Origin of the sequence: Agrobacterium deltaense RV3 (assembly GCF_900013505.1) — a bacterium.
Taxonomy (GTDB): domain Bacteria; phylum Pseudomonadota; class Alphaproteobacteria; order Rhizobiales; family Rhizobiaceae; genus Agrobacterium; species Agrobacterium leguminum.
In genome coordinates, this window is record NZ_LT009746.1 from 154,438 (window position 1) to 179,793 (window position 25,356).

Genomic DNA, 25,356 nt, shown 5'->3' on the forward strand with positions numbered 1-25,356 from the left:
TCACAATGATTGAAAATCGCCCGGTCGCCCGCGTGATCGCCCATCTGATGCTGGTACTCGGCATCATCATCGTGGCCTTCCCGATCTATTACACCTTCGTCGCCTCCTCCATGACGTCGACGGATATCATCCGCCCGCCCATGTCGCTTTTGCCCGGCGACCATCTTGGCGCCAATTACACCGAGGCCATGGTCGGCGGTGTCGAAAGAGTGGTCGGCGTCAGCCTCGAACGGCTGCTGTTCAACAGCTTCGTCGTGGCGCTCGCCATCGCCATCGGCAAGATCGTCATTTCGTTCCTGTCGGCCTTCGCCATCGTCTTCTTCCGCTTTCCCTTCCGCATGGGCTTCTTCTGGATGATCTTCATCACGCTCATGCTGCCGGTGGAAGTGCGCATCCTGCCCACCTACAAGGTCATCGTCGATCTTGGGCTGATCGACACCTATGCGGGACTGACGCTGCCGCTGATGGCATCTGCGACGGCAACCTTCCTGTTCCGGCAGTTCTTCCTGACTATTCCCGGTGAACTGGTCGAGGCGGCGCGCATCGACAACGCAGGGCCGTTCCGTTTCATGCGGGATATTCTGTTGCCGCTGTCGAGAACCAATATCGCCGCCCTTTTCGTGATCCTGTTCATCTATGGCTGGACCCAGTATCTCTGGCCGCTGCTCGTGACCAACGACGCCAAGATGAACACGATCATCATCGGCTTGAAGCGCATGGTGGATTTCACCGACGCCTCGACGCCCTGGAATTATGTGATGGTGACGGCGATCCTCGCCATCATCCCCCCGATTATCGTTGTGGTGCTGATGCAGCGCTGGTTCGTCAAAGGTTTGGTGGAGACCGAAAAGTAATGGCAAAAATTGCGCTGAAAGACGTCCGCAAGGTTTATGGCGGCAATGTCGAGGCCATCAAGGGCGTATCGATGGATATCGCCGACGGCGAAATGATCGTGCTCGTCGGCCCCTCCGGCTGCGGAAAATCCACCCTGCTGCGCATGATCGCCGGGCTGGAAGGCATTTCGGGCGGCCAGATCGTCATCGGCGACCGCGTCGTCAACGATCTCGAACCCTCCGACCGCGATATCGCCATGGTGTTCCAGAACTATGCGCTTTATCCGCATATGACGGTGCGCCAGAACCTTGCCTATGGCCTGAAGAACCGCAACACGCCGAAGGAAGAAATCGAGCGGCGCATCACCGAGGCGGCCAAGGCGCTAGAGATCGAGCAGTTCCTGGAGCGCAAGCCGCGCCAGCTTTCCGGCGGCCAGCGCCAGCGTGTGGCCATGGGCCGCGCCATCGTGCGCAAGCCGGCAGCCTTCCTGTTCGACGAGCCGCTCTCCAATCTCGATGCCAAGCTGCGCGTGCAGATGCGTGTGGAAATCCGTCGCCTGCAGCGCTCGCTCGCCACCACCAGCGTTTATGTCACCCACGACCAGATGGAGGCCATGACGCTGGCCGACCGGCTGGTGGTGCTGAATGCCGGCCGCATCGAGCAGATGGGCACGCCGATCGAGCTTTACGAAAAGCCGGCGACCACCTTCGTCGCCACCTTCATCGGCTCACCCTCCATGAACCTGCTGAGCCACGGCGCGACATCGGCAAACGGCTCTTCCGGCTGGTCGGTGCGGGGAACCGCAGCACTGCCGCAGGGCGTCGCCACGCTCGGCATCCGCCCCGAAGACATCACCCTTGCCGATGAAGCCCCCGCAGACGCCGCCTTCACCGGCACCGTGCAGGTGGACGCCGTGGAGCTGGTGGGGGCGGAAAGCTATGTGCATGGCTCCTTCGCAGACGGCACCACCATCGTTTTCCGCGTTCACGGCCGCTCACAGCTGCGCATCGGCGAAACACTGAAGATCGCCGCCCAGGCGAGGGATTTCCATCTGTTCGATTCGTCGGGAAAAAGGATCTAAACTTGCCGACGAAAAAGGGACACCCGCCACTCGGCGGGTGCTCGCACTATCGCAAGAATGTCCGGCGGCCCGTTACCAGACGAGTTCCACCTGCGGCCGGCCATTAGAGGTTTTCTCCACCGTACGGCCGGATGTGTCGACATTGCAGTGGACGCGCTGGCGAAAGGCGGGAAAGCTTTCGAAAGTCACCACATCCACCGGATCGTCGAGATGCAGGGTCAGCCGGTAGCGTTCGGGATCGCCGCCAAGCGCCTGCACGCCCAGCACCGAAGCCACGAAGGGTTGGCCGAGGTAAAAGCCTTCTACCCGTGAACCAAGAAGATAAGGATTGAAGGCAGGGCGATTGCCGGCTGATGCGTGGAGGGTGTTCCAGTCGCGGAAGCCATATTGCGCGGCGATGAGTTCCAGCGCCTTCGAATGGGTGATTGCCTGCCCCTCACCTTCAAGGGCGGCGCGCAGGCGTTTTGCCTGTTCTTTCAGCCCCTCAAGTGCGGGAAGCGGTTTGGACACGTTCATAACGGTTCTCCAACATGCGCATGCCGACTATTCCGAAGGGGGTCCGCGTTGCCATCGACGACATGCAAAACATGGGATGACCGTTATTAAAGAAAGAGCTTCACCAGGGGCGCAAACGCCTGCGGACGGCCGGGGCTCTTATGCCCGTGGCCGTCCCTATAGCTTAGAAAGCGCCGCCCGTCAAAGGCGGCGCTTAACCGATCCCCTAATCAGAAGCGATAGGTGATACCCGCGCCGATCAGCCAGGGATCGAGCTTCGCCTTGCCGCTGATCGGCGTGCCGCCGAGTTCCGCCGTCCAGTCGGTCTTGAGGAAGATCTTCTTCACGTCGAAGTTCACGCCCCAATGCTCGTCCAGCATATAGTCGAAACCGACCTGCACGGCTGCACCGACCTTGTTCTTGACGTCGAGATTGCTGAAACCGGGCTTTTCCGTCTGGTTATAGAACAGCGAATAGTTCACGCCCGCGCCGATATAGGGCTTGAAAGCACCGAAATCGGTGAAGTGATATTGCAGCGTCAATGTCGGCGGCAGCAGCCACGTCTTGCCGACCGGCGTGCCGGCCAGCACACCCTCGCCATTGATCTTGGCATAGGTGGTGCCGAGGATAAGCTCCGCGGCGAAGTTTTCGGTGAAGAAATAGCTGATGTCGAGTTCCGGGATCACGGTGTCCGAATAGGACAGGCCCGCTCCCGGCACACCGTCGACGCTGCCGCTGTCATGGGTGATGACGCCGAGGCCGCGCACGCGCAGCATCCACGGGCTTGCTGCCGCAATCGCCTCTTCGGCGGTGGGGGCCGGCGCTGCCTGGGCCAGATCGGCAGCCATCGCATTGGCGGATACCAGCATGGCCGCAACACCCACTGCGACACTGGCAAGCAAGGCGGTTTTTTTGTTTCCGTTCGTCATTCCATCTCTCCTATAGCGCACCGCAGCCGGGCAAGTCCCCGGAACCGGCTGATGACGGCGGGCTTTCGCGAATCTTCGCCTGCCGCAACCGCTTGGGGCCACTATGACGAAGGGAGAGGCGGGCCGATTGAGATGGATCAAACCGGGACGCCGATCATGGATCGGAACGATTTACCAGCAAGCATTGTGACAATTACGCAACAAGTGCCGTCCGGCGATCGTGGAGCTCGTGCACAACGCGCCCGGCAGATGCCGGAAAAATACGAAAAAGGCCTGCAAATGCAGGCCCCCTTCCAGTGCATCACGTCTATCAAGCGGCCTGGGGCGTCAGGGTTGCGGAGCCCGGCTTGCGCAGAAGCAGAACCGAGACGGCCGCGATCATGCACATCAGACCGGCAATCTGCAGCGCGGGCATATAGGTATCGAAGTCGCTTTTGAAGAAACCGGCGCCAAAGGCGGCTGTGGCGGCTCCCAGCTGATGGCCGGCAAACACCCAGCCGAAAACGAGACCGGCCTTTTCGCGGCCGAAATTCTCGGCAGCGAGCTTCACCGTCGGCGGCACCGTCGCCACCCAGTCCAGCCCATAAAAGACAGCGAAGACCGAAAGCTCCACGAAGCTGAACCCTGAGAATGAGAGATAAAGCAGGGACAGCCCGCGCAGACCGTAAAACCAGAACAGCAGAAAGCGATTGTCGAATCGGTCGGAAAGCCAGCCGGCGAAAATCGTGCCGAAGAAATCGAAAATGCCGATCACCGCCAGCGTACCCGCCGCCGTCACCGCAGCCATGCCGAAGTCGCCGCAGATCGAAATCCAGTGTGTCTGGATGAGACCATTGGTGGAAAGCCCGCAGACAAAGAAGGTGCCGAAAAGCACCCAGAACACCGGGTTGCCCGATACGCTCTTCAGGGTCACCAGCGGCGATACCAGTGTGGCGAGAAGATTGTGATCCTGCTTGACCGGCTTCGCCACCGCCGTCTCGCCATAGGCCGGCAGGCCGACATCGGCAGGATGGTCACGCATCAAAAGCAGGACGAGAACCATGGCGGTGGCGATTACCGCAACGGACAGGGTCAAGGCGGTTCGCCAGCCGTATGCTTCCGTCAGCGCCGCGAGCAGCGGCAGGAAAACCAGCTGGCCGGTGGCGTTGCTCGCCGTCATGAGGCCGATCACCAGTCCGCGACGCTTGGAAAACCAGCGTGTCGCCACGGTCGCGCCCAATACCAGTGCGGTCATGCCGGTGCCGACGCCGATCACCACGCCCCAGAGCAGCAGCAATTGCCACACCTCGGTCATGAAGAAGGAGGCGACAATGCCGCCCATGATCAGGGCAAGCGCGGTCGAAACCACCTGCCGGACGCCGAAATGATTCATGAAGGCGGCGGCAAAAGGTCCGAGCAGGCCAAAAAGCACCAGCCTGACGGCCATTGCGGAGGAAATATCGGCGATATCCCAGCCGAATTCCTGATGCAGCGGCTGGATCATCACCCCAGCGGACCCCATAGCACCGGCGGTGGCCAGCATGGTCAAAAAGGTGGTTGCAGCAACGAGCCAGCCATAATGCAGATTTCTGCCGGCCATCCAGCTGGCGAGGCGTGTGGAGAGCATGTTCAAATTCCCTTTCCAGCGGCCGCGGCCGATATTTTGCGGGTATATACCCCGTATTGCGGGCAGATACCCGCTTATGTCCCCAAAAATCACAGGGCTGCGAGCAGTTCCTGCAATTGCGCTGTCTTCTCAGGCCCAAGCCGGGCCTCGATTTCATCCTGCACCCCATCCCAGAGCGGCGCGCCCGCTTTCAGGATCGCGTGGCCTTCCTTCGTCACCGTCAGCATCGCTTCCCGCTGATCCTCGCCGTGGCCGATGGCCACCAGACCCATGCGAGCCAGCACCTTGGCATTGCGGCCGACGGTGGAACGATCCAGCTCCACCCGCGCGGCCAGATCGGTCAACGAAACCGGCGCCGTGCGATTGATGTTCCGCAACAGGCTGAACTGACCGATATTCACGCCGAGCGGCGCCAGGGCCTCGTCATAATAGGACGAAACCTTGCGGGATGCTTTGCGCAACAGGATGCAATGGCAACTATCGTTTGGCATTTGTCTCGGGTATATACCCGTAAATTTCTGTGCGCAAGAGGCGCTCCGAGAAATTATCGGCGGGCAACGGCCGACCCCAAAGCCATAGAGCAGAAACAATAAACCCCGGCTTTGGGCCGGGGTTTGATATCAGCAGCGAGGCCGGCCTCAGGCAGACAGCCTGCGCCCGCTTGCCACCAGCAGGCCGGCAGCGCCTTCAAGCCAGCCGGCTTTCAGTTCCAGCGCCAGGAAACGGCTGCGCTCGAACGGGCCGGGCATGATGAGGTGCTGGGCCTTGTCGGCGAAAAAGCCGAAGCGCTCGTAATAGGGTGCATCGCCCACCAGAAGAACGGCGCCGTGGCCGCGCTTGGTGGCTTCGGCAATGGCGGCGCGCATCAGCGCCGAGCCGATGCCCTTGCCTTCATGGGCGGCATCGACGGCCAGCGGGCCGAGCAGCAGCGCTTCTACGGCGCGGCCTTCGCGCGAGATGCCGGCCTCGACGTTCCATAGGCGCACCGTGCCGATGACATGGCCGTCCTCATCGCGGGCGACGAGCGCCAGGCCTTCGGCCGGAATGCGACCCGCGCGCAGCTTTTCGGAAGACTTGCGGCGGCGGCCGGCGCCCATGGCGCGGTCCAGCAGGTTCTCACGGGCGACGACATCGCCCGGATTTTCCTGATCGACTTGAAATGTCTGCGGCGTGAAAAATGCCCGTACCGAATTCAAAAGAGCGGCCATCCTTGGCCTCCCGTCACACTACCGCCCACACGCGGCCCTTGATGAAAAATTGGTGGAGCCGTTCCGGCCCGCCGACACGCTTTCCTCGGCTGGAAGAGGTGCAGCAAGCAGGGATTTGCGCATCAGCACAATCGGCAAAGCCGGAACGGAAGCTTGGTCGAGACGCCGCCCTGCTCAGCGGGCGGCGATCGGATCAGATGACGTAGGCCTTCAGCGGCTCGAAACCGTTGAACGCGACCGCCGAGTAGGTCGTCGTGTAAGCGCCCGTGCCTTCGATCAGAACTTCGTCGCCGATGGTCAGCGAGACCGGCAGCGGGTACATGTTCTTTTCATACAGCACATCGGCGCTGTCGCAGGTCGGGCCGGCCAGAACGCAGGGCTCCATCTCGTCCTGATCGCGTGTCGTGCGGATCGGGTAACGGATAGCCTCGTCCATCGTCTCGGCGAGACCGCCGAACTTGCCGATGTCGAGGAACACCCAGCGGTGGTTGTCATTGTCGGACTTGCGCGACACGAGAACGACTTCCGCCTTGATGACGCCGGCATTGCCGACCATGCCGCGGCCCGGCTCGATGATCGTCTTCGGGATCTGGTTGCCGAAGTGCTTGCGCAGCGCCGTGTCGATCGCCTGACCGTATTCTTCGGCAGCCGGAACGTCGCGCAGGTACTTGGTCGGGAAACCACCGCCCATGTTGACCATCTGCAGGTGGATGCCCTGCTTGGCGAGCGAAGCGAAGACGCGCTTGGCATCGGCCAGCGCCGCATCCCATGCGTCGAGGTTCATCATCTGCGAACCGACATGGAAGGATACGCCGTAGGACTCGAGACCGAGCTGGTGTGCGTAAACCAGAACGTCGACCGCCATCTGCGGCACGCAGCCGAACTTGCGCGACAGCGGCCATTCGGCGCCTTCGCCATCCGTCAGCACGCGGCAGAAGACGCGCGCGCCGGGAGCGGCACGGGCGACCTTCTCGACTTCCTCATGGCTGTCCACGGCGAAGAGATCGATGCCGAGCGCGTGGGCGCGTGCAACATCGCGTTCCTTCTTGATGGTGTTGCCGAAGGAGATACGGTCAGCCGTCGCACCGGCATCGAGCGCCATCTGGATTTCAGCCACGGAGGCGCAATCGAAGTTGGAGCCGAGCGAAGCGAGCAGCTTCAGGATTTCGGGAGCCGGGTTTGCCTTGACGGCGTAATAAATGGCGCTGTTCGGCAGGGAATGCCGGAAAGCGTTGAAATTGTCGCGCACGACGTCGAGATCAACCACGAGGCAAGGGCCTTCGGGACGTCGGGTCTTGATGAAGTCGAGAATGCGTGCAGTCGTCATCGATGTATTCCCTGTTAAACCGGCTCCGGAAAAATCCGGAGGACAAAGGACGCTCGAGATATGCATTCGAATCAGCCGGTGGAGGCGCAGAATCGATAGCATACGCTCAAGGCGCGAATGTGAACGATGCCCTGCCAGAGCATCATTCGGCTTTGTCTGCCATGGATTGGAGGGAATGACCCGACCGCACTTCAGGCAATGATGGTGTGCCTCTTTAGTACCCCGGCTGATGGAAAGCCGGCAGAGAACCAGAAAGGCCCGCACCGTCGTTGCTTCGTATGTCCTCGCATTTTCCGGTTGGCCGGAATAGCGACTGGAGGGGTTAGTTCCAGGTACCTTACCTAAATCCTCACCACATCGAGGAATCGGCGGACACACATGGGCACGTGCGACTTTGGGCAGCACGGGAGATAAGAATATTCGCAGTCATAATCAAGAGGATTTTTTCACCAAAGAGCGGATTTTTTCGGCAGTGAATTAAGGGTTGAACAGTCCGCGCTCGCCGTTCAATTATATGGAACGAACTGGAGGATTTTCATGGACACGCTCACCCGCATCCGCGCCTTTATCGATGTCGTCGAAGCGGAGGGTTTTTCCGCCGCGGCGCGCAAGACGGGGCGTTCCAAGGCGCTTCTGTCCAAATATGTCCGGGAACTGGAGGACGATCTCGGCGCGCTGCTCCTCAACCGCACCACCCGGCAGTTTTCTCTGACGGAAGCCGGGCACACCTATTACCGCACCGCTTCCGATATTTTGAAGGAGATCGATAACCTTGCCGATCTGGTGCGCGAAAAGAATGCCGATCTGAAGGGCAAGCTGAGGATTTCCGTTCCCCGCACCTTCATCGATGCCGATGTCGGCCAGAGTCTGATCGATTTCGCCAAGGAAAATCCGGAACTGTCGCTGGAGATCGTCGCGGAAGACCGATTCGTCGACCTGATCGAGGAGGGTTTCGATCTTGCGGTTCGCATAACCCGGCTGGAGGATTCCGGTCTCATCGCCCGCAAGCTTTCCGATTTCCGGGTCTATGCGGTGGCGACGGCGGATTTCGTGGCGCAGCACGGGCCGCTCGACGGGCCGCAGGATTTCTCCCGCGTTCCCTTCATCATCGACACCAATACGCGGTTTCACAATACGGTACGGTATCTGGAGCCGGATGGCGGTTCGAACTCCGTCACCATCAGCGGACCGATCGAGGTCAACAGCCCGCAGGCGACGCTGCGCGCCGCCCGCGCCGGGCTCGGCATTGCGCTCGTGCCCGATTTCATCGCCAGACCCTATATCCAGTCCGGCGAGCTGGTGACGCTGTTCGACGATTATATTTCCAAGGACAGGGGTATCTATGCGGTCTATCCGCATCGCCGTTACCTGCCCGCCAAGGTTCGCAGCTTCGTGGATTATCTCTCGGCCTGGTTCAGGAAGAACGGGTGAGCCACAAAATGAAACGCCCGCCTTGCGGCGGGCGTCGGTGTTAGCGGAAAATCAGATCAGAACGGCGAATCCGGGAAGTAGAACTGCTCGGCATTGTCCTTGGTGATGAGCGTCGCATCGAGGATATATTCACCCGCAACCGGCACCTGATCGTAGAAATGCCCGGCCGTCAGCTGCATGGCGGTCGCCACCATCGCCGGCGGATAGAGCACGTCGACCGGCACCAGCTTGTCGCCGTCCATGACCTTCTTGATCATGTCCTTGGAACCGGCGCCCGCAACGATATACTGGATATCGGTGCGTTTCGCCTGCTGGATCGCCTCCAGCACGCCGATAGCCATATCGTCGTCCTGACACCAGACCACGTCGATCTTTTTGTACTTGGTCAGATAGTCCTGCATCACGCGGAAGGCGTCGTCGCGGTTCCAGTTGCCGTACTGGCGGTCGAGAACCTTGACGCTGGAACCGGCGATACCCTTGTCGAAACCATCCTGACGCTGCTGGTCGATCGGGATCGGCAGACCGCGAATGACCACGACCTCGGCGTCAGGCGTCGTCTTCTTGATGTATTCGCCGGCCACCTGGCCAAGTGCGGGGTTGTTGCCGGCAACATAGAGATCGCGGATCGAATTGTCGTTGACGCTCGGCGCGCGGTCGACCAGCGCGACGAAGGTGCCCTTGTCCTTGATCTCCTTGATGGCGTTGACCAGCGGATCTGGATCGGACGGCAAGACGACCAGAGCATCGAGCCCCTGCACGGCAAGGTCCTGCAGCGCATTGGCCTGATTGGCGGCGTCCGGCGACGTCTTGACGATGACGTTGAGCCCCGGATGTTCCTGCATCAGCAGCTTCGCCACACGCTCGGCATGGTAGACGACGCCCGCCGTCCAGCCATGGTCGGCCGCTGGAATGGATACGCCGATGGTGACCTTCTTGTCCTGCGCATGCGCTGAAGCGGCAAGTACCGTGGCCAGCGCGGCAAAGGCCACGCCGATGAATTTACTACGCATAGTCTCTTTCCTCCCAAGACCGGGGCGTTCCTCCTTCGACCGCGCCTGCCCCACATGGCGCGGCGTGATACGTCACCTGCGGCTGAGCGAACGCTGCACCAGCATGGCGATGATGATGATGGCCCCCTGAATGGCGCCGATCAGATATTCGCTGACGAAGTTCGACAGGATCATGATGTTGCCGACGATCTCCAGAATGAAAGCGCCGCAGATCGTCCCCCAGATGCGCCCTACCCCGCCCCTCAGCGCCGTGCCGCCGACAACGACGGCGGTGATGGCCTGCAACTCCCACAACATGCCTGTCGTGGCCGAAGTGGAAGCGAGGCGCGGCACGTAAAGCAGCACCGCAACGGCAACACACAGCCCCTGCACCACATAAGCGATGGTGCGCACCCGCGCGACCGAGATGCCGGAATAACGCGCCACATCCTCGCTCGACCCTACTGCGGTCAGATGCCGCCCGTAACGGGTGCGGTAAAGCACGAAGGCGGCTATCGCGGCGGTTACGAAGATAACGATGACCGGCACCGGCACGCCCAGGACGTTGCCGAAATAGACCGGACGATAAAGCGTCTGGATTTCCGGATTGCGCAGCGTGATCGCCCCACCCTGCGACAGCCATGTGGTCAAGCCGCGATAAATGCCCATGGTGCCGAGCGTGGCGATGAAGGGCTCGATGCGGCCAATGGTGGTGATGAGGCCGTTCGTCAGCCCGCAGGCAGCCCCGATGGCGAGCGCCAGCGCCATGGCGGTAAGCAGCATTAAAAGCGGACTGGCGATGGCGCCGCTATTCATGAACAGGATCATCAGGCTGGCGACGAAAGCCACCATTGCGCCCACCGAAAGATCGAGCCCGCCCGATGTGATGACGTAAGTTGCGCCGAGCGCGATGATGGCGATGAAGGCGCTGCGGGTGATGACGTTCAGGAGATTATCGATGCCGATGAAATTGGGATTGGCGATGGTTCCGAGAACCAGCAGCAGGGCCAGCGCCACGAAAGGCGCGACGGCGCGCAGATCCCAGTCCTTCGAGGTCTTCGGCGTTTTGCCGTTGTCAAATGCGGCCTCAGTCATGTTTCCCCTCAGTCTCTTTTGTCAGGCCATGTTTCCCGGCACACGGGCGCTCAGGCGGGTTCCTGCGTATGAACGCCAGTCGCCAACGCCACGATGTCGTTTTCGGTCATGCGCTCACCTGTCACCTCGCCGACGATCCCGCCCGACCGCATAACCAGAATGCGGTCGCAGATGCCGATCAGCTCCGGCATTTCCGAGGAAACGACGATGATCGAGCGCCCCTCATCCGCGAGCCTGGCGATGAAGCGGTAAATCTGTTCCTTGGTGCCGATATCGATGCCGCGCGTCGGTTCGTCGATGATGACGATGGACGGATCGATGAGCATCATCTTGGCCAGAAGCAGTTTCTGCTGGTTGCCGCCGGAAAGCTGGCCCGCCAGCAGATCCTTGCGTCCGGTACGGATGTCGAAATCCCGGACCGCATCATCGAGCGCCGCCGTTTCCCGGCGGGTATCGATCTGAAACAGCCGGCTGAATTTCTTCAGCGAAGCAAGCGTGAGATTGACACGCAAATCCTTGGTAAGCAGCAGGCCCTTGCCCTTGCGGTCCTCGCTCAGATAAACGATGCCGGCTTTCAGGCTGTCTTCCGCCTTTGCGAAATGCACCGGCCTGCCATGATGTCGGACCGTTCCCCGGCCGGCGCGCAGGCCGAGTATTCCTTCCATGAGCTCCGTTCTGCCCGCGCCGACCAGACCGGCGAAACCGAGAATTTCGCCCCTGCGCAGGTTGAAACCGGCATCCTGAGCATAACCCGGAACAGTAAAATGCTCCACCTGCAGAACCGGCTCGTGCTCGCCGCCGGCGGCGCGGTCTGGATAAAGCTTGGCGACATCGCGCCCCACCATCAGCCGCGCCATATCGGCAGGCTCCAGCACCGATGCCGGATGGGAGGCGACCAGCCTGCCGTCTCGCAGAACCGTCACCCGGTCGGCGATCTCCTTCACCTCCGGCAGACGATGCGAAATATAAAGCACGGCCACGCCTTTCGCCCGGATGTCCCTGATGACATTCAGCAGCGCATCCGTTTCGATGGGCGTCAGGCTCGCGGTCGGTTCATCGAAAATGACCACACGATGCGGCACCAACAGAACGCGGGCGATCTGCACCAGCTGCCGCTGGGCAATCGACAGGCTGCCGACAATGGCGTCCGGATCGATCGTACCGCCGAGATCGGCGATTGCCTTGCGGGCGCCGGCGCGCATGGCGCGATCGTCCACCATGGCGCCCCGACCCACTTCGCGACCGAGATAAATGTTCTGCGCCACCGTCAAATCCGGGGCCAGCAATATTTCCTGATGCACGAGAACGATGCCGCGATGTTCGGCATCCACCGGACCGCTCAGCGTAACGGCTTCGCCATCGATGCGGATTTCGCCGCCCGACGGCTTTTCATTGCCGGCCAGCAGCTTCATCAGCGTCGACTTGCCGGCGCCGTTCTCGCCAATGATCGCGTGGACCTCACCGGCGCGCACCGCGATCTCTATATCCTTGAGAACCTGTACCGGCCCGAAAGACTTGGACAGCCCAACCGTCCGGATAAGGGCGTGGTCTGGAGATTCGTCAGCAAAAGCCATGTGCCGTCACCGGTATCCGGTGTGAACGGACGGCATTTGCCCCTTGATTTTATCTGAAACGACCATCTGCGAACTCCTCCCAAAGCTCGAGGAAGAAGCTAGCGTCCGTTTTGAGGTACGTAAAGCAAATTTCGCTGGTGTTTTAGAATACACTCAAATTTGACCACAGGAACCGCAAGCCAGAAGGTCGCGAAAGTCCCGTCATGACGCGGAGGAGCGCTGGAACCCCTTCATCAGACGGTGCACGGCTTCAGCGCCCTCCTTGGCCAGATCGAAGCGCTTGCCGAACAGCAGCCAGTCGGAGCACATGCCTTTCAGCAACCAGTAGAGCGCATCGAGCGCAGAGTCCGCCGTCCAGTTGTCGTTGAATGCGCCTTCCGCCTGCGCCCGCGCGAAAGCGCCCTCGAGCCGATCCTTGTGATACCGGTCCAGTTCCTCCTGCGCGTGCAGCACCGGGGCGAACTCATCAGAGTAATTGGTGCGCAGGCTGATGGTCATGATGCGCTGGCGTTGCTCATCTTTTGAAAGAAGCGTCAGCCATTTGCAGGCCGCTTCCTCGATCTTGGCCAGCAGAGCCAGGCCCTTGACGTCGGGGTCGCCGAAATCGAGCAGATCCGATTCCGGCAGGGAAACCGATTGATAGAGGCCGATAAAGAGATCGCTCTTGCTGGAAAAATGCCAGTAGATCGCCCCGCGCGTAACGCCGGCCGCAGCCGCCACCTCATCCAGAGAGCTGTTGGCCACGCCCTTCTTGAAGAACACCCGCTCGGCAGCGGCAAGGATCGCCTGACGGGTCTCTTCTGCCTCGGCCTTGGTTCGGCGCATGCTGATGTCTCCTTCCAGTCGCGGCACGGCGCTTTCGCACCGTGCCTTGTTTGCGGTGCCAGGCTGTCAGTCAGATGAACGCATTCACGTGACTTTTCGCCCAGCCGTCACACCCGTTTTATTCCGCCGGCGATACGGCGTCAGCAGCAATCTCATTCTCCTTCTTCCGATCCCCGAAAATCTTCATGACGAAGACGAAGAAGACGGGAACGAAGAAGATCGCAAGGATCGTCGCCGAGATCATGCCGCCGAGCACGCCGGTGCCGATGGCGTTCTGGCTCGCCGCGCTGGCGCCCGAAGCAATCGCCATCGGCAGCACGCCGAGCGAGAAGGCGAGCGACGTCATCAGGATCGGCCGGAAGCGCAGATGCGCCGCCTCCACCGTCGCATCATAGGTGGATTTTCCTTCCGCCCGCAAATCCTTGGCGAATTCGATGATCAGGATCGCATTCTTGGCGGACAGACCGATGATCGCGACGAGGCCTACGAGGAAATAGACGTCGTTCGGCATGCCGCGCAGCATCACCGCCGCCACCGAGCCAATGACGCCGAGCGGCACCACCAGCATGACGGAGAGCGGAATGGACCAGCTTTCGTAAAGCGCTGCCAGCAGCAGGAAGACGAACAGAACGCTGAGCCCGATCAATGCCGGCGCCTGCGAACCGGACTGGATTTCCTGCAGCGACTGGCCGGTCCATTCGAAACCGAAGCCGCTCGGCAACTCACCCGCTAAGCGCTCCATTTCGGCAATGGCGTCACCCGACGAATAACCAGGTGCGGACTGGCCGCCAATACGGACCGCCGGATAGCCGTTGTAACCGACCACCTGCGAGGGACCGCGCACCCATTCCACCGTGGCGAATGAGCTCACCGGCACCATGCCGCCATTGGCATTGCGGACGTTGAGGTTCAAAAGATCCTCCGTCTTCATGCGCTGGCCCTGTTCCGCCTGCACCGTCACGCGCTGCATGCGGCCGGCATTGGGGAAGTCGTTGACGTAGGACGAACCCATATTGGCCGAGATGGTGGCGTTGATGTCGCTGAAGGTGACGCCGAACGTATTGGCCTTCTCACGGTCGATGATGAGATTGACCTGCGCCGCATCCGGCATGCCTTCGATGCGAAGACCGGCAAGGATGGGGCTCTGACGGGCGGCGGCGATCAGTTGCGCACCAGCGGCGCTGAGAGCCGCCTGTCCCGCGCCCGAGCGATCCTGCAGACGGAAGGTGAAGCCGCTGGAATTGCCTAGGCCCTGGATCGGCGGCGGCGACAGCGCAAACGACATGGCGTCCGGAAGACCCCACAGCTTGGCGTTGACGCGCGCCGATATGGCGGCGGCGGAATCGTTCGGTCCGCGTTCGCTCCAGTCCTTCAGGGTGGCGAAGGCGAGACCCGCATTCTGGCCGGAGCCGGAGAAGGAGAACCCCGAAACTGCAATCACACGATCCACCGCCGGCTCTTCCATGAAGATCTTTTCGATCTGCTGGATGGATTGCAGGGTGCGGTCGCTGCTGGCTTCCGCCGGCGCCTGAATGTCGACGATCAGGTAGCCCTGATCTTCGTTCGGAAGGAAAGAGCTCGGCAGTTGCATATACGCCCAGCCAAGACCCACCAGCAAAGCCGCGTAAATGACCATGAAGCGGCCGGAACGCTTGATGATGCTGCCGACGGACGAGGAATATTTGTGCGATGCCTTGTCGAAGCCGCGGTTGAACCAGCCGAAGAAGCCCTTCTTCTCATGGTGCCCGGCCTTGATGGGCTTCAGGAACGACGCGCAGAGCGCCGGCGTGAGCGACAAAGCAAGGAAGCCCGAAAACAGGATCGACACCACCATTGTCAGGCTGAACTGCTGATAGATGATGCCGACGGCGCCCGGGAAGAAGGCCATGGGCACGAACACGGCGGTCAGCACCAGCGTGATGCCGATGATCGCGCCGGAAATCTGGCCCATCGCCTTGCGGGTGGCCTCCTTGGGCGACAGATGCTCTTCCGCCATGATGCGCTCGACATTCTCAACGACGACAATCGCGTCATCCACCAGAATGCCGATGGCGAGAACCATGGCGAACATGGTCAGAACGTTGATCGAGAAACCCGAGACATACATGATGGCGCAGGTGCCGAGCAGCGCCACGGGCACCACCAGTGTCGGGATGATGGTGTAGCGGATATTCTGCAGGAAGACGAACATCACCACGAAGACGAGGATGATCGCCTCGATCAGCGTGTGAATGACCTTTTCGATCGAAATCTTGACGAAGGGGCTGGTGTCATAGGGAATTTCATATTCCAGACCCGGCGGGAAATATCGGGACAGCTCTTCCATGGTGGCGCGAACGCCCTCGGAGGTCTGCAACGCATTGCCGGTGGGCGAAAGCTGCACGCCGATGGCGGCGCTCGGCTTGCCGTTCAGGCGGCTCGAGAAGTTATAGCTTTCGCCGCCCACTTCCACCCGCGCGACATCGCGCAGCCGTACGGACGAGCCGTCCGGATTGGCGCGCAGCACGATGGAGCCGAATTCTTCCGGCGAGGTGAGCTGGCCCTGCACGTTGACGGTTGCGGAAATCTGCTGGCCGATGGGATTTGGCGATGCACCGATGCGGCCGGCAGCAACCTGCGAATTCTGCGCCTGAATGGCGCCGATGACGTCGTTCGAGGTGAGGCTCAGGCCCAGCATCTTGTCCGGGTCCATCCAGATACGCATGGAGCGCTGGGTGGCGAAGAGCTGCGCGCTGCCGACGCCGGGAACGCGGCGCAATTCGCCTAGCACGTTACGGCTGAGATAGTCGCCGAGACCGATGGCGTCCGTGTTGCCGTCGACGGAGGTGAGCGCCACCATCATCAGGAACGACGTGCCCGCCTGCTCCACGCGCAGGCCCTGCTGCGTCACCGCCTGCGGCAGGCGGGGTTCGACGCGCGCAATGCGGTTCTGAACCTCCACCTGGGCTTCACCGATGTTGGAGCCCGGCGCAAAGGTGACGTTGATGGAAATTCGACCCGAGGATTCCGACGTCGATTCGAAATAGATCAGGCCTGGAACGCCGTTCAGCTCTTCTTCGATGGGACGCGTGACGCTCTGGTAAATATCCTCAGGCGACGCGCCCGGATAGGTCGTCGAAACGGAGATCTGCGGCGGGGCGACATTGGGATATTGCGCAATCGGCAGCATGGGAATGGCGAGCAGACCCGCCAGCATGATGAAGATGGCGACGACCCAGGCAAAAATGGGCCGATCGATGAAAAAACGTGCCATGAAATCGGTCCTTATTGCTTCGCAGCCGGAGCCGCGCTCTCGCTGTCAGCGGCGGTTGCGACATCGGCCTCATCGGACCACGGTTCCGGCTTCACTTTCGCGCCCGGAGCGGTCTTCTGGAAACCTTCGGCCACGACGCGGTCGCCGTCCTTCAGACCCTCGGAAATCACCCAGCGATCGCCGATGGAGCGGCCGACGCTGACACGACGCTGCTCCACCGTGTCTTCGGCATTGACGACAAGCACGCTCGCCTGACCGCCGGCATCGCGCTGAACCGCCTGCTGCGGCACGGCGAAGGCCGCTTTCTGGATACCCTGCTGGATCTGCACGCGGACATACATGCCCGGCAGCAGATCGCCGTTCGGGTTGGGGAATTCACCGCGCAGCGTCACCTGACCGGTGGTTTCATCCACCGCCGCTTCGGAAAACAGCAGGCGGCCGGGCAGCGGGTAACGGCTGCCGTCATCGAACAGCAGGTTGACTTCGGCTTCGTTCGGGCCGGTCATCAGCTTGCCATCCTGCAGGGCCTTGCGCAGGCGGATAAGATCGGCTGCCGGCTGGGTGAAGTCGGCATAGATCGGATCGAGCTGCTGGATCGTCGCCAGATTTTCCGAGCCGGTGGCGCTGACGAGGGCGCCTTCGGTAATGCGCGCACGACCGATGCGGCCGCTGATCGGGGCTTTGACTTCGGCATATTGCAAATTGAGCTTCGCTTCCGCGACACCGGCTTCGGCCACGGCCACCTCGGCATCGGCCTGCGCCAGCTGGGCGATGGCGTTGTCGAATTCCTGCTGCGAACCGACGTTTGAACGGCGCAGCTGCTGCTGCCTGTCGGCCGTCTGCCGCGCCTGAAGCTGCGCGGCCTGCGCCCGGCGCAACGTGCCCTCGGCGCTGTCGACACGCACCTGGAACGGCGCGGGATCGATCCGGTAGAGAACATCGCCCTCCTTCACCAGCGAGCCCTGTTCGAACACCCGCTCCACGATAATGCCGGAGACACGCGGGCGCACTTCGGCAAGCCGCGTCGGCGCAATGCGCCCCGGCAATTCGTTGGTGATGGGCAGTTCTTCCTGGCTCACCGTCACGACCTTCACCGCACCGGGCGGCGGCGCGCCGGGCGCGGACGCCTGCTCATCGCTACATCCGACCAGAACGATGCCCGTCAACAACACCGCCGCGATCTGCCCCAATCTCTTCGCCATACTGCGCTCCGAATCCATAAAAAATGTCACATTTACATACATACTAAGACGTATGTAAAATTTCAGCAATGAAATTGTTGCAGTGCAAAAGCCGTCTCACGCGCTTGTGAAGGTGCGTGAGACGGCTTGCGGAAAGCGCTGTAATAGGGGAATGGAGGACTAACTGGCGTTCGAGGCAGGACATATCGCGGCGAGCCGGAGGCGACAGCCGGACGGATGAAGCTTTCCGCTGTTTCCGTCGCGACCGAACCACCACTGCGCGGTTTAGATTCCGGGATAACATTCTCTCGACGTCATCCTCGGGCCTGTCCCGAGGATCTGCAACCGATTGATTTTATTGGACGTGAGTAAATCCTCGGCACGGGGCCGAGGATAGCGTCGGGGCTGAGGGAATGCCCCACGACGCCCTCACTACCCCCCTTTAGGACAGACGCTTCAGTGAGGAAGCTTCCGCCTGCGAGCCGGGTTTCGTCGTGTCGTTATTGTCGGCGGATCTGTTGCGCAGCGCCGCATAATAGGCGTTCTTCTGCTCGTACATGTTCATATCGGCGCGGCGTACCAGCGATTCCATCGTCTCTCCGACCTCGCTGGTGGCCACGCCCAGTGACAGGCTGAGCGGCGCGCTGGAATAGAACTGGTTGTTGATCTTCAACAGCTCATAAACGGTTTCGACCATGGCGGCGGCCACCTGCCTGTCGGCGCCGGGAAGAAGGATGGCGAATTCGTCGCCGCCGATGCGCGCGGCATGGTTCGGCGCGGTCACCACGCCATTCAGCACCTCGCCCACACGCCGCAACAATGCGTCGCCGGCATCGTGTCCCAGCCTGTCATTGGCGTCCTTCAGGCCGTTGAGATCGATGACGATGGCTGAAACCGGCCTGAGCGCGCTGCGCTCCAGCCGGTTCAGCTCGTCCGAATAGAAGGCACGGTTGTGCAGCTTGGTCAGTACATCGTGCTTGCCGAGATATTCGAGATAGGCTTCCGCCTTCTTGCGCGCGGTAATGTCCGTCAACGCCACCTGCACCAGCGACCAGTCGCGCTCATGGCCGGGGAAGACGGAAAAGTGCAGGAGCACATGCCGCTCCGAACCGTCAAGCGCGTAATTCACCACCTCGCGATGGTGGGTGAGATTGCCGTTCCAAAGCTCCATCAGCTGTTCCCGGAACGGCTTTTCCATCTCGCCACGGAAAATATCGCCGAGCCGCTGCAACAGAACCTGCCGGTCCGGCGCGCAGAACAGGTCGAGCGTGGCGCGGTTGACGTCGATGACGCGGATTTCGCTCATGCATTGCCGCACGAATTCGGGATGGACATCCATGAACACGCGGAAATCGATAATGCCGCGCTCCCTGACCTCCTCGATCAGCCGCCGCACCCGGCTGAAATCCTCCACCCACAGGGAAACGGGCGAATGTTTGAACATGCCTTCGGCGTAACGGCGGTTGAGAAGCTCCTTGCGGCGCGCCTCCTCCCGCTCCGTCACATCCTCGGTGGTCAAAAGCAGCCGCCCGAGGGTTTCTTCATGGCCGGGTATGACCGCGCCGCGCAACTGGATATCCAGCCGCTTGCCGCCGATTGAATAATTGACCGCGTTGCTGGTGAATTCCGTCTTGCCCGCCCAGAGCTCGGAAAGCTCGTTCACATGGCTCTCCAGCATGTCGTCACGAAAAATCCGGTGTAGATTGTCGACGAGATGCGCCTGATCGCGAGCCTCGAACAGTTCCAGCGTCCTGGCGTTGACCTTGATCACGCGGATTTTCTGCGAGCAGGCCGCCACCCTCGATAAATCTTCCAGAAGAAACGCCCGGATATCCTCGACGCCTTGCGATCGCCAGATATCGAACTGGCTTTTCACCTCGCTGAAATCCTCGATCCACATCGCCACGGGGGCAAGATTGAAGACATTGGTATCGATTATCTCATTCATACGGGAGGTCTTCTCAAGGATAGCAGGCGAATGCCGAAACGGTGCGCAACGGCGATAGCCGTCCGCATAACCGGATTTATTAGTGATATTCGATCTAACGCAAGCATTTATCGCGCAATCCGGCGGTTTGCGCGATAATTCATGGGTTTTGCCGATATGACGCCCGTTACCAGAGCTTCACGTGCCGGTTCACATCCTTATAGAGCAGGTAACGGAAGCGGCCCGGCCCGCCCGCATAGCAGGCCTGCGGGCAATAGGCGCGCAGCCACATGAAGTCGCCCGCCTGCACTTCCACCCAGTCCTCGTTCAGCCGGTAGACGGCCTTGCCTTCCAGCACATAAAGGCCGTGTTCCATCACATGGGTTTCCATGAAGGGAATGGTCGCGCCCGGCTCGAAGGTGACGATGTTGAGATGCATGTCGTAACGCACGTCTTCCGGATCGATGAAGCGGGTCGTCGCCCATTTGCCGTCCGTATCCGGCATGGCCGACAAAGCGTGCTCATCCTCATGCGTGAAGATAGCCGGGGGCGGCTCCAGCCCGTCGACCGCCTGAAACGCCTTGCGGACCCAGTGGAACTTGACGGGCGCCTTGCCCGAATTGCGAAGCTGCCAGCGGGAACCGGCCGGCAGGAAGGCGAAGGAGCCCTCCCGCAAGGCATGCGGCACGCCCTCGAATTCCACGGTCATTTCGCCGTCGACAACGAAGATCGCCGCTTGCGCCCTTGCGTCCGGCTCCGGCCGCTCGCTGCCGCCGCCCGGCTGCACCTCGACGATATATTGCGCGAAGGTTTCGGAAAAACCCGTCATCGGCCGGGCGATGATCCAGGCCCGGGTGCCGGTCCAGTGCGGCAGCACGCTCGTCACGATATCGGACATGACGGTTTTGGGGATGACCGCATAGGCGGTCTTGAACACCGCCTTGCTCGACAGAAGTTCCGTCTGTCCCGGCAGACCACCCATATCCGAATAATATCTCTTCATTTCAGCCATTCCATTCTGCAACGCATTCGGCGCGGATTCTTAGGCCCGCGCCGAGGTTTAATCAAATGGTTATTGGCAAGCAGAGACTGGCCCGAAGGATGTCACGCCTTCTTACGCATCGTGGCGTAGACGATATTGTGGTTCTCGCCGAAGAACACATCCGCCTCGATGCCTGCAGGATCGGCGCTGGCATTGACGATTCGCCACATATCCGCCTTGGAGCGCAACAGCAGCGCCCAGTTCATGAAGGTTTCCATGTAACCGTCGACGACGATGTCCTCCGAGAAATTGGCGAAGAGGAACATGCCGCCGGGCTTCAGCATTTCCATGCAGCGCCGCGTGAGTTTGATCGCCACGCGGTCGTTCAGATAGTCGTAGAGACCGGCCGCATAGATCAGATCGAAAGTGCCGAGTTCCTGTGTGCGCAGGACGATATCGCGCACGGAACCGTCGATCGCCTCGATGCAGCTGCCGTTGAAATCGCGGGCGACGGAACCGACGCTCAAGGGGTCCTGATCGAGCGCTACCCAGCGCTTGATCTTGCCCTCTTTCAGCGCCACGGAGGCATCCGCCTCACGCAGATGACCGGAAGCGATGGTGAGGATTTCCGTCTCACTACCGTGCCGGGCCGCAGCCTCATCGACGAACCGCGTCAGCAAATCGCGCCGCTCGCGCACGGCGACCGAGGAACTGGCCTCCTTCGTGTAGTCGTAAAGGGCCGCACCGAGCGGCGTGGCTTTATTTACCAGTTCGGCAACACTGTCGTGGCCATAAATGAAATCGAGCAGCTGCGCATCGCCCGAATAACCCCGCGGCTTTTCGAAAGACCAGCGCGTGAACGGGTCCTCCAGAAAATGGACCGAAACAGGGTGATTCTGCACCAGCGGAATCAGTTCAGCCCACACGCTGGAGTGGAGCTTCTCACGCAGACCATGCAGTGCGCCCGCCGTTCTATGTATTATCTCACGTGCTGAAATACGATTGTCGAACTGCTGCTGTGCCAATTCGAGAATGAGCGCAATCTCTGCTTTCGCAACGGCGAACTGCTCATCGAATGTTTCCGTTCTGCGTTCAAAAATCTCTTTTGCGACAGTATCCGGGGTAATCAGACTTGCCCCGTCAAGATTTTTCTTCTTTACCCGCACCACTTCAGCCTCCAGTATTAACACATTGTTAACTATACGTTTCTGGGAGGCGGAAGGCCACTCGCTTTCGATTTTTGAGCGGTGTAGGGATACATTAGTAAATTAGCGTATTTTTTTGGTCACACTCGTGAGGACGGGAGAAAGCAGATACGCGATTTAGTGAAACTTAATGTTGCGAACGTATGATGCGTTCTTCCTTTCCATGTTCTCCGCACACATCGGCAGAGATCGACGGGAACCCGCACTGGGTGCGACAGCACACGGAAAAGTGGAATAAGCAGTTACTTAATAAAGTATACGCAACACTATGGGAAAGTGCATGAAGCACACATTGGGAGAGGTGAGTGGACAGCAAGACTATCGGCGGCCGGACTCCCGGTTTTCTGATGAACTCCTTGCCCTTTACCAGCAGGAAGGTGAGCGCAGCCGCCGCGGTTCTATCCGGCGGGGCCTGTGGACCGCTGTTTTCATCTATCTGCTGTTTGCCGCAACCGACATCATTCTGATACCCGACGTCGCTTTTTACACCATTATCGCACGTCTGATTGTTGTGTTGTCATCCCTGCTGACGCTGGAGATTCAGCTAAGCAAGGGCGCCAGCACCACGGCGCTCGATCTCACCTGCGCCACCGCTCTCGTCATGGGCTATATCGGCTGGCTGCTGCCGTCGCTGTTGACCGACAATACCGAAAACATGTCCTATTACATGGTTTTCGGGGCGATCTTCATGATGGGCGCCAATCTGTTTTTCACCTTCCGCTTCCATCTGTCGCTGGTGTCTTCAGGCATTATTCTCGTCACCTATTTTCTGGCGGCAACGCAGTTTCCCGAAGACAGCTTCTACAAGTTCGCCTTTGGCACCTTCTACATATCCTGTTTCGTCTTCACTTCTTACGTAAACTGGAACCTGAACCGGGAGCGCTACCACGTCTTCGTCAACGGGCTGGAGGCGAAGGCCCAGCAGAAGGCGGCCGACGAACGTGGCCAGGCGCTGCTGCGGCTTTCCAATACCGACTCCCTGACCGGCCTGCAGAACCGTCGCGCCATCGACCACCATCTGCGCCTGCTGTGGGACAACTGGATCAGGAAGGAAGAAGGCTTTGCCGTTTTCCTGATCGATGTCGACTTCTTCAAGAAATACAACGACCGTTACGGCCACCAGGAAGGCGACAAATGCCTGGTGACGGTGGGCAAAGCCCTGCAGGATGCGATCACCGAACACGGCGCTTCCATCGGCCGCTATGGCGGTGAGGAATTCATCGTGCTGGCGCCGTTCAAATCCAAGCAGCAGGTGGGTGAGCTTGCCGAGACGATCCGCCACACCGTTGAAGACCTTTCGCTTGCGCATGACCAGCGCCGGGATGGCACTTTCATCGTCACCGTCAGCATCGGTGCGTCCTTCACCCGCCCCAATGCGGACGGCAAGCTGGAAAAGATCATCAACGAGGCCGACCGCGCGCTCTATATCGCCAAGGGCAATGGCCGCAACTGCATGAAGCTGTTCGATCCGGACGATCCGCAGACCAGCGACGAGACGGAAAACATTGCCGCCCTGCTGAAAATCGCTGTCGCGGAAGATCTCGTTTCCCTCGTCTATCAGCCTATTCTCAACGTTTCGACCAATGAGACCGCGGGGGTCGAAGCGCTGATGCGGCTTCGCCTGCTGGATGGCAATCCAGTCGCACCCGGCATTTTCATTCCGATTGCCGAACGCACCGGCACGATCATGGAACTGGGCCTGTGGACCATCAAAACCGTCTGCAAGCAGATACTGGCCGATGACAAGGTGGCGGTCGTCAGTGTCAACGTGTCGCCGATGCAATTGAAAAATCCGGGTTTCGCCACCTCGGTGGCGGCCATTCTCGTGGAGGCCGGAATTGCCGGCAACAGGCTTGCCTTCGAAATCACCGAAGGCGTCGACATGGAAATGCACTCGGACGTGCTGCGTTGTCTGAACGACCTGAAAACGCTCGGCATCAATATCTGGCTGGATGATTTCGGAACGGGTTTTGCCGGCCTTTCCTGGCTGCGCATGACGGATTTCGATACCGTCAAGATCGACCGCTCCTTCCTGCACGACAGCAAGACCCCGCGTGGCCGGGCGATGCTGCAGGACATGATCCGCCTCATCCGCAATCGCGGCCACAAGATCCTGATCGAAGGCGTCGAGACCGAGGAACAGCTGAGGCTCGTGCGTCAGATGGAAATCGACTACGCGCAGGGCTATTATATCGGTCGCCCCATCGGGGCCGAAAGGCTGGGCGCGGCGGCAGCGCCCTATCCGCGTCCGAATATGCTGCTGCGACCCGCCTGAACACGGGATGACGGCGGAACGCCGCCGTCAGCCGCAGGCCGCTTTAATGATAAGCAGGCGGGTTGACCGAGAATTTTACGGCAAGCTCCGAGAAGGCCGCCCGCGTGACGGGATCGACAGGAGCCCCTTCCCTCTCCCGCCTTGCCGCCACCGCCCACTCCCGGTCACCCGGCGCCATGACCTTGCAATCTTCCCGAACGGGGGATCCGCGCAGGACCTCGAGATAACGTTTCATGCCCTCGTCGAACACCTCGCGTTCCAGGAAGGCTTCCGGCTTCAGCGCCAGAACGAAAGCCCCAAGCCCGCGCGGCGTGGAAAAATCCGGCCCGCCCATGGGAGCGATATCGAAGCTGAGTTTCATGCCCGTGAGAACAGCGCTGAAAATCTCGACCATTCCCGCAAGTGCGGCCCCCTTGAAACCGAACTCGCCGCCGACCGGGGCAAGCATTTCAACGGCATGGGGATCGCGGGTATCGACGCCGTCGCCGTCAGAGGCCACACCTTGCGGCAATTGCTGGCCGAGGCTCCGGTAAAGCAGGACACGGTTATAGGGCACCGCGCTGGTGGCCATATCCAGCAGCCAGGGCATGTCATCCGCTGCCGGCACACCGATGGCGATGGGATTGGTGCCGTGGAAACGCATGGCGCCATCGTGCAGGCGCACGAAACTGTCGGAATTGCAGAAGGTGAGGCCAATATAGCCCTGCCGCGCCGCTTCCAGCGCATATGCGCCGGCCGGGCCGAAATGCGATGAGTTGCGGATCGCCACCGCGCCAATGCCGAATTTTTCCGCGAGCACCATGGCGCTGTCCATCGCCGCATAGGTGGCGCGGGCGCCATGGGCGTGGTCGGCGTCGATCGTCTCCACCGCGCCGAAGCCCGAAACGCGGCGGATCTGCGGCCGCCGATTGAGACGCCCGCCTTCGAGCGCGGTAATATAATGGGCGAGGAGGCGCACACCGTGGCTGTCCACACCGAGCCTTGTGCCGTGCATCATGGCGCGGGTCGCCGCATCGGCCGTTTCGTCATCGGTGCCGGCGGCCAGAAAAACGGTGCGGCAAAACCGCTCCAGCTCACCCAGGCTCGCCAGAACGGTGGCTTTTTCATTGCTGTGCGCCATGAGGGAATCCTCCCAATTC

Annotated in this window: 20 protein-coding genes; 4 read left to right on the forward strand and 16 right to left on the reverse strand. The window is 60.6% G+C overall.

Annotation, left to right across the window (positions count from 1 at the left end; translation table 11 throughout):
• Positions 1 to 5 precede the first annotated feature (5 nt).
• A complete protein-coding gene (ugpE, locus tag AGR7B_RS15155) occupies positions 6 to 854 on the forward strand; it encodes a sn-glycerol-3-phosphate ABC transporter permease UgpE (RefSeq protein ID WP_080854682.1) in 849 nt (282 codons plus the stop codon).
• Positions 854 to 1,915: a sn-glycerol-3-phosphate import ATP-binding protein UgpC gene (locus AGR7B_RS15160; RefSeq protein ID WP_080857206.1), complete on the forward strand. Its 1,062-nt coding sequence runs from the start codon at positions 854 to 856 to the stop codon at positions 1,913 to 1,915. The genes ugpE and AGR7B_RS15160 overlap by 1 nt, the downstream gene beginning before the upstream one ends.
• A 72-nt stretch (positions 1,916 to 1,987) precedes the next feature.
• Here AGR7B_RS15160 and AGR7B_RS15165 read toward each other — a convergent pair whose 3' ends face one another.
• The 6 genes from AGR7B_RS15165 to odc2 all read right to left on the reverse strand — a co-directional run bounded on the left by AGR7B_RS15165 (position 1,988) and on the right by odc2 (position 7,480).
• A complete protein-coding gene (locus tag AGR7B_RS15165) occupies positions 1,988 to 2,431 on the reverse strand; it encodes a glyoxalase superfamily protein (protein WP_080857207.1) in 444 nt (147 codons plus the stop codon).
• Positions 2,432 to 2,640: 209 nt separating this feature from the next.
• Positions 2,641 to 3,339 (reverse strand): OmpW/AlkL family protein, encoded by a 699-nt coding sequence (locus tag AGR7B_RS15170; RefSeq protein WP_065655479.1) that lies wholly within the window; start codon positions 3,337 to 3,339, stop codon positions 2,641 to 2,643.
• 310 nt (positions 3,340 to 3,649) lie between these two features.
• Positions 3,650 to 4,945: an MFS transporter gene (locus AGR7B_RS15175; protein WP_080820717.1), complete on the reverse strand. Its 1,296-nt coding sequence runs from the start codon at positions 4,943 to 4,945 to the stop codon at positions 3,650 to 3,652.
• Between the two features lie 89 nt (positions 4,946 to 5,034).
• The gene (locus AGR7B_RS15180; RefSeq protein ID WP_020813347.1) at positions 5,035 to 5,436 is read right to left on the reverse strand and encodes a MarR family winged helix-turn-helix transcriptional regulator; all 402 of its coding nucleotides are present in this window, start codon (positions 5,434 to 5,436) and stop codon (positions 5,035 to 5,037) included.
• Between the two features lie 147 nt (positions 5,437 to 5,583).
• Entirely contained in the window at positions 5,584 to 6,153 is a 570-nt protein-coding gene (locus tag AGR7B_RS15185) for a GNAT family N-acetyltransferase (RefSeq protein WP_065655481.1), read from the reverse strand.
• Between the two features lie 193 nt (positions 6,154 to 6,346).
• Positions 6,347 to 7,480, reverse strand: coding sequence for an ornithine/lysine decarboxylase (odc2, locus tag AGR7B_RS15190; RefSeq protein WP_035261035.1), 1,134 nt, complete (start codon positions 7,478 to 7,480; stop codon positions 6,347 to 6,349).
• A gap of 537 nt (positions 7,481 to 8,017) precedes the next feature.
• On the opposite strand from odc2, the gene AGR7B_RS15195 reads away from it, so the two are divergent.
• Positions 8,018 to 8,911: a LysR family transcriptional regulator gene (locus tag AGR7B_RS15195; protein ID WP_065655482.1), complete on the forward strand. Its 894-nt coding sequence runs from the start codon at positions 8,018 to 8,020 to the stop codon at positions 8,909 to 8,911.
• Positions 8,912 to 8,967: 56 nt separating this feature from the next.
• Here the strand turns inward: AGR7B_RS15195 and AGR7B_RS15200 are convergent, their stop codons facing one another.
• From AGR7B_RS15200 to AGR7B_RS15240, 9 genes are all read right to left on the reverse strand, one after another.
• Positions 8,968 to 9,921 (reverse strand): substrate-binding domain-containing protein, encoded by a 954-nt coding sequence (locus AGR7B_RS15200; RefSeq protein ID WP_020810860.1) that lies wholly within the window; start codon positions 9,919 to 9,921, stop codon positions 8,968 to 8,970.
• 72 nt (positions 9,922 to 9,993) lie between these two features.
• The gene (locus AGR7B_RS15205) at positions 9,994 to 10,995 is read right to left on the reverse strand and encodes an ABC transporter permease (RefSeq protein WP_078052469.1); all 1,002 of its coding nucleotides are present in this window, start codon (positions 10,993 to 10,995) and stop codon (positions 9,994 to 9,996) included.
• A 50-nt stretch (positions 10,996 to 11,045) separates the two neighbouring features.
• Complete coding sequence (locus tag AGR7B_RS15210) at positions 11,046 to 12,569, reverse strand: sugar ABC transporter ATP-binding protein (RefSeq protein ID WP_080857208.1); 1,524 nt, start codon at positions 12,567 to 12,569, stop codon at positions 11,046 to 11,048.
• 201 nt (positions 12,570 to 12,770) lie between these two features.
• Entirely contained in the window at positions 12,771 to 13,394 is a 624-nt protein-coding gene (locus AGR7B_RS15215) for a TetR family transcriptional regulator (RefSeq protein ID WP_080857209.1), read from the reverse strand.
• 118 nt (positions 13,395 to 13,512) lie between these two features.
• A complete protein-coding gene (locus AGR7B_RS15220) occupies positions 13,513 to 16,647 on the reverse strand; it encodes a multidrug efflux RND transporter permease subunit (protein WP_080857210.1) in 3,135 nt (1,044 codons plus the stop codon).
• Between the two features lie 11 nt (positions 16,648 to 16,658).
• The gene (locus AGR7B_RS15225) at positions 16,659 to 17,849 is read right to left on the reverse strand and encodes an efflux RND transporter periplasmic adaptor subunit (RefSeq protein ID WP_080858116.1); all 1,191 of its coding nucleotides are present in this window, start codon (positions 17,847 to 17,849) and stop codon (positions 16,659 to 16,661) included.
• 421 nt (positions 17,850 to 18,270) lie between these two features.
• On the reverse strand, positions 18,271 to 19,776 hold the full coding sequence (locus AGR7B_RS15230; RefSeq protein WP_080857211.1) for a sensor domain-containing diguanylate cyclase: 1,506 nt from the start codon (positions 19,774 to 19,776) through the stop codon (positions 18,271 to 18,273).
• A 166-nt stretch (positions 19,777 to 19,942) separates the two neighbouring features.
• On the reverse strand, positions 19,943 to 20,767 hold the full coding sequence (locus AGR7B_RS15235) for a bifunctional allantoicase/(S)-ureidoglycine aminohydrolase (protein WP_080857212.1): 825 nt from the start codon (positions 20,765 to 20,767) through the stop codon (positions 19,943 to 19,945).
• A gap of 92 nt (positions 20,768 to 20,859) precedes the next feature.
• Positions 20,860 to 21,906, reverse strand: coding sequence for a class I SAM-dependent methyltransferase (locus AGR7B_RS15240; protein WP_162934167.1), 1,047 nt, complete (start codon positions 21,904 to 21,906; stop codon positions 20,860 to 20,862).
• A 316-nt stretch (positions 21,907 to 22,222) separates the two neighbouring features.
• On the opposite strand from AGR7B_RS15240, the gene AGR7B_RS15245 reads away from it, so the two are divergent.
• Positions 22,223 to 24,217, forward strand: coding sequence for a putative bifunctional diguanylate cyclase/phosphodiesterase (locus AGR7B_RS15245; protein ID WP_080857213.1), 1,995 nt, complete (start codon positions 22,223 to 22,225; stop codon positions 24,215 to 24,217).
• Positions 24,218 to 24,260: 43 nt separating this feature from the next.
• Here the strand turns inward: AGR7B_RS15245 and AGR7B_RS15250 are convergent, their stop codons facing one another.
• Positions 24,261 to 25,337, reverse strand: coding sequence for an Ldh family oxidoreductase (locus AGR7B_RS15250; RefSeq protein WP_162934168.1), 1,077 nt, complete (start codon positions 25,335 to 25,337; stop codon positions 24,261 to 24,263).
• Between the last annotated feature and the right edge of the window lie 19 nt (positions 25,338 to 25,356).

What these genes read in the sequence shown, in the direction of transcription:
- AGR7B_RS15235 (WP_080857212.1), bottom strand. Translation starts at nt 20,767, where the DNA reads ATGGCTGAAATGAAGAGATATTATTCGGATATGGGTGGTCTGCCGGGA.
- AGR7B_RS15160 (WP_080857206.1), top strand. Translation starts at nt 854, where the DNA reads ATGGCAAAAATTGCGCTGAAAGACGTCCGCAAGGTTTATGGCGGCAAT.
- AGR7B_RS15170 (WP_065655479.1), bottom strand. Translation starts at nt 3,339, where the DNA reads ATGACGAACGGAAACAAAAAAACCGCCTTGCTTGCCAGTGTCGCAGTG.
- AGR7B_RS15215 (WP_080857209.1), bottom strand. Translation starts at nt 13,394, where the DNA reads ATGCGCCGAACCAAGGCCGAGGCAGAAGAGACCCGTCAGGCGATCCTT.
- AGR7B_RS15185 (WP_065655481.1), bottom strand. Translation starts at nt 6,153, where the DNA reads ATGGCCGCTCTTTTGAATTCGGTACGGGCATTTTTCACGCCGCAGACA.
- AGR7B_RS15205 (WP_078052469.1), bottom strand. Translation starts at nt 10,995, where the DNA reads ATGACTGAGGCCGCATTTGACAACGGCAAAACGCCGAAGACCTCGAAG.
- AGR7B_RS15165 (WP_080857207.1), bottom strand. Translation starts at nt 2,431, where the DNA reads ATGAACGTGTCCAAACCGCTTCCCGCACTTGAGGGGCTGAAAGAACAG.
- odc2 (WP_035261035.1), bottom strand. Translation starts at nt 7,480, where the DNA reads ATGACGACTGCACGCATTCTCGACTTCATCAAGACCCGACGTCCCGAA.
- AGR7B_RS15200 (WP_020810860.1), bottom strand. Translation starts at nt 9,921, where the DNA reads ATGCGTAGTAAATTCATCGGCGTGGCCTTTGCCGCGCTGGCCACGGTA.
- AGR7B_RS15225 (WP_080858116.1), bottom strand. Translation starts at nt 17,849, where the DNA reads ATGGCGAAGAGATTGGGGCAGATCGCGGCGGTGTTGTTGACGGGCATC.
- AGR7B_RS15220 (WP_080857210.1), bottom strand. Translation starts at nt 16,647, where the DNA reads ATGGCACGTTTTTTCATCGATCGGCCCATTTTTGCCTGGGTCGTCGCC.
- AGR7B_RS15180 (WP_020813347.1), bottom strand. Translation starts at nt 5,436, where the DNA reads ATGCCAAACGATAGTTGCCATTGCATCCTGTTGCGCAAAGCATCCCGC.
- ugpE (WP_080854682.1), top strand. Translation starts at nt 6, where the DNA reads ATGATTGAAAATCGCCCGGTCGCCCGCGTGATCGCCCATCTGATGCTG.
- AGR7B_RS15250 (WP_162934168.1), bottom strand. Translation starts at nt 25,337, where the DNA reads ATGGCGCACAGCAATGAAAAAGCCACCGTTCTGGCGAGCCTGGGTGAG.
- AGR7B_RS15210 (WP_080857208.1), bottom strand. Translation starts at nt 12,569, where the DNA reads ATGGCTTTTGCTGACGAATCTCCAGACCACGCCCTTATCCGGACGGTT.
- AGR7B_RS15245 (WP_080857213.1), top strand. Translation starts at nt 22,223, where the DNA reads ATGAAGCACACATTGGGAGAGGTGAGTGGACAGCAAGACTATCGGCGG.
- AGR7B_RS15175 (WP_080820717.1), bottom strand. Translation starts at nt 4,945, where the DNA reads ATGCTCTCCACACGCCTCGCCAGCTGGATGGCCGGCAGAAATCTGCAT.
- AGR7B_RS15230 (WP_080857211.1), bottom strand. Translation starts at nt 19,776, where the DNA reads ATGAATGAGATAATCGATACCAATGTCTTCAATCTTGCCCCCGTGGCG.
- AGR7B_RS15195 (WP_065655482.1), top strand. Translation starts at nt 8,018, where the DNA reads ATGGACACGCTCACCCGCATCCGCGCCTTTATCGATGTCGTCGAAGCG.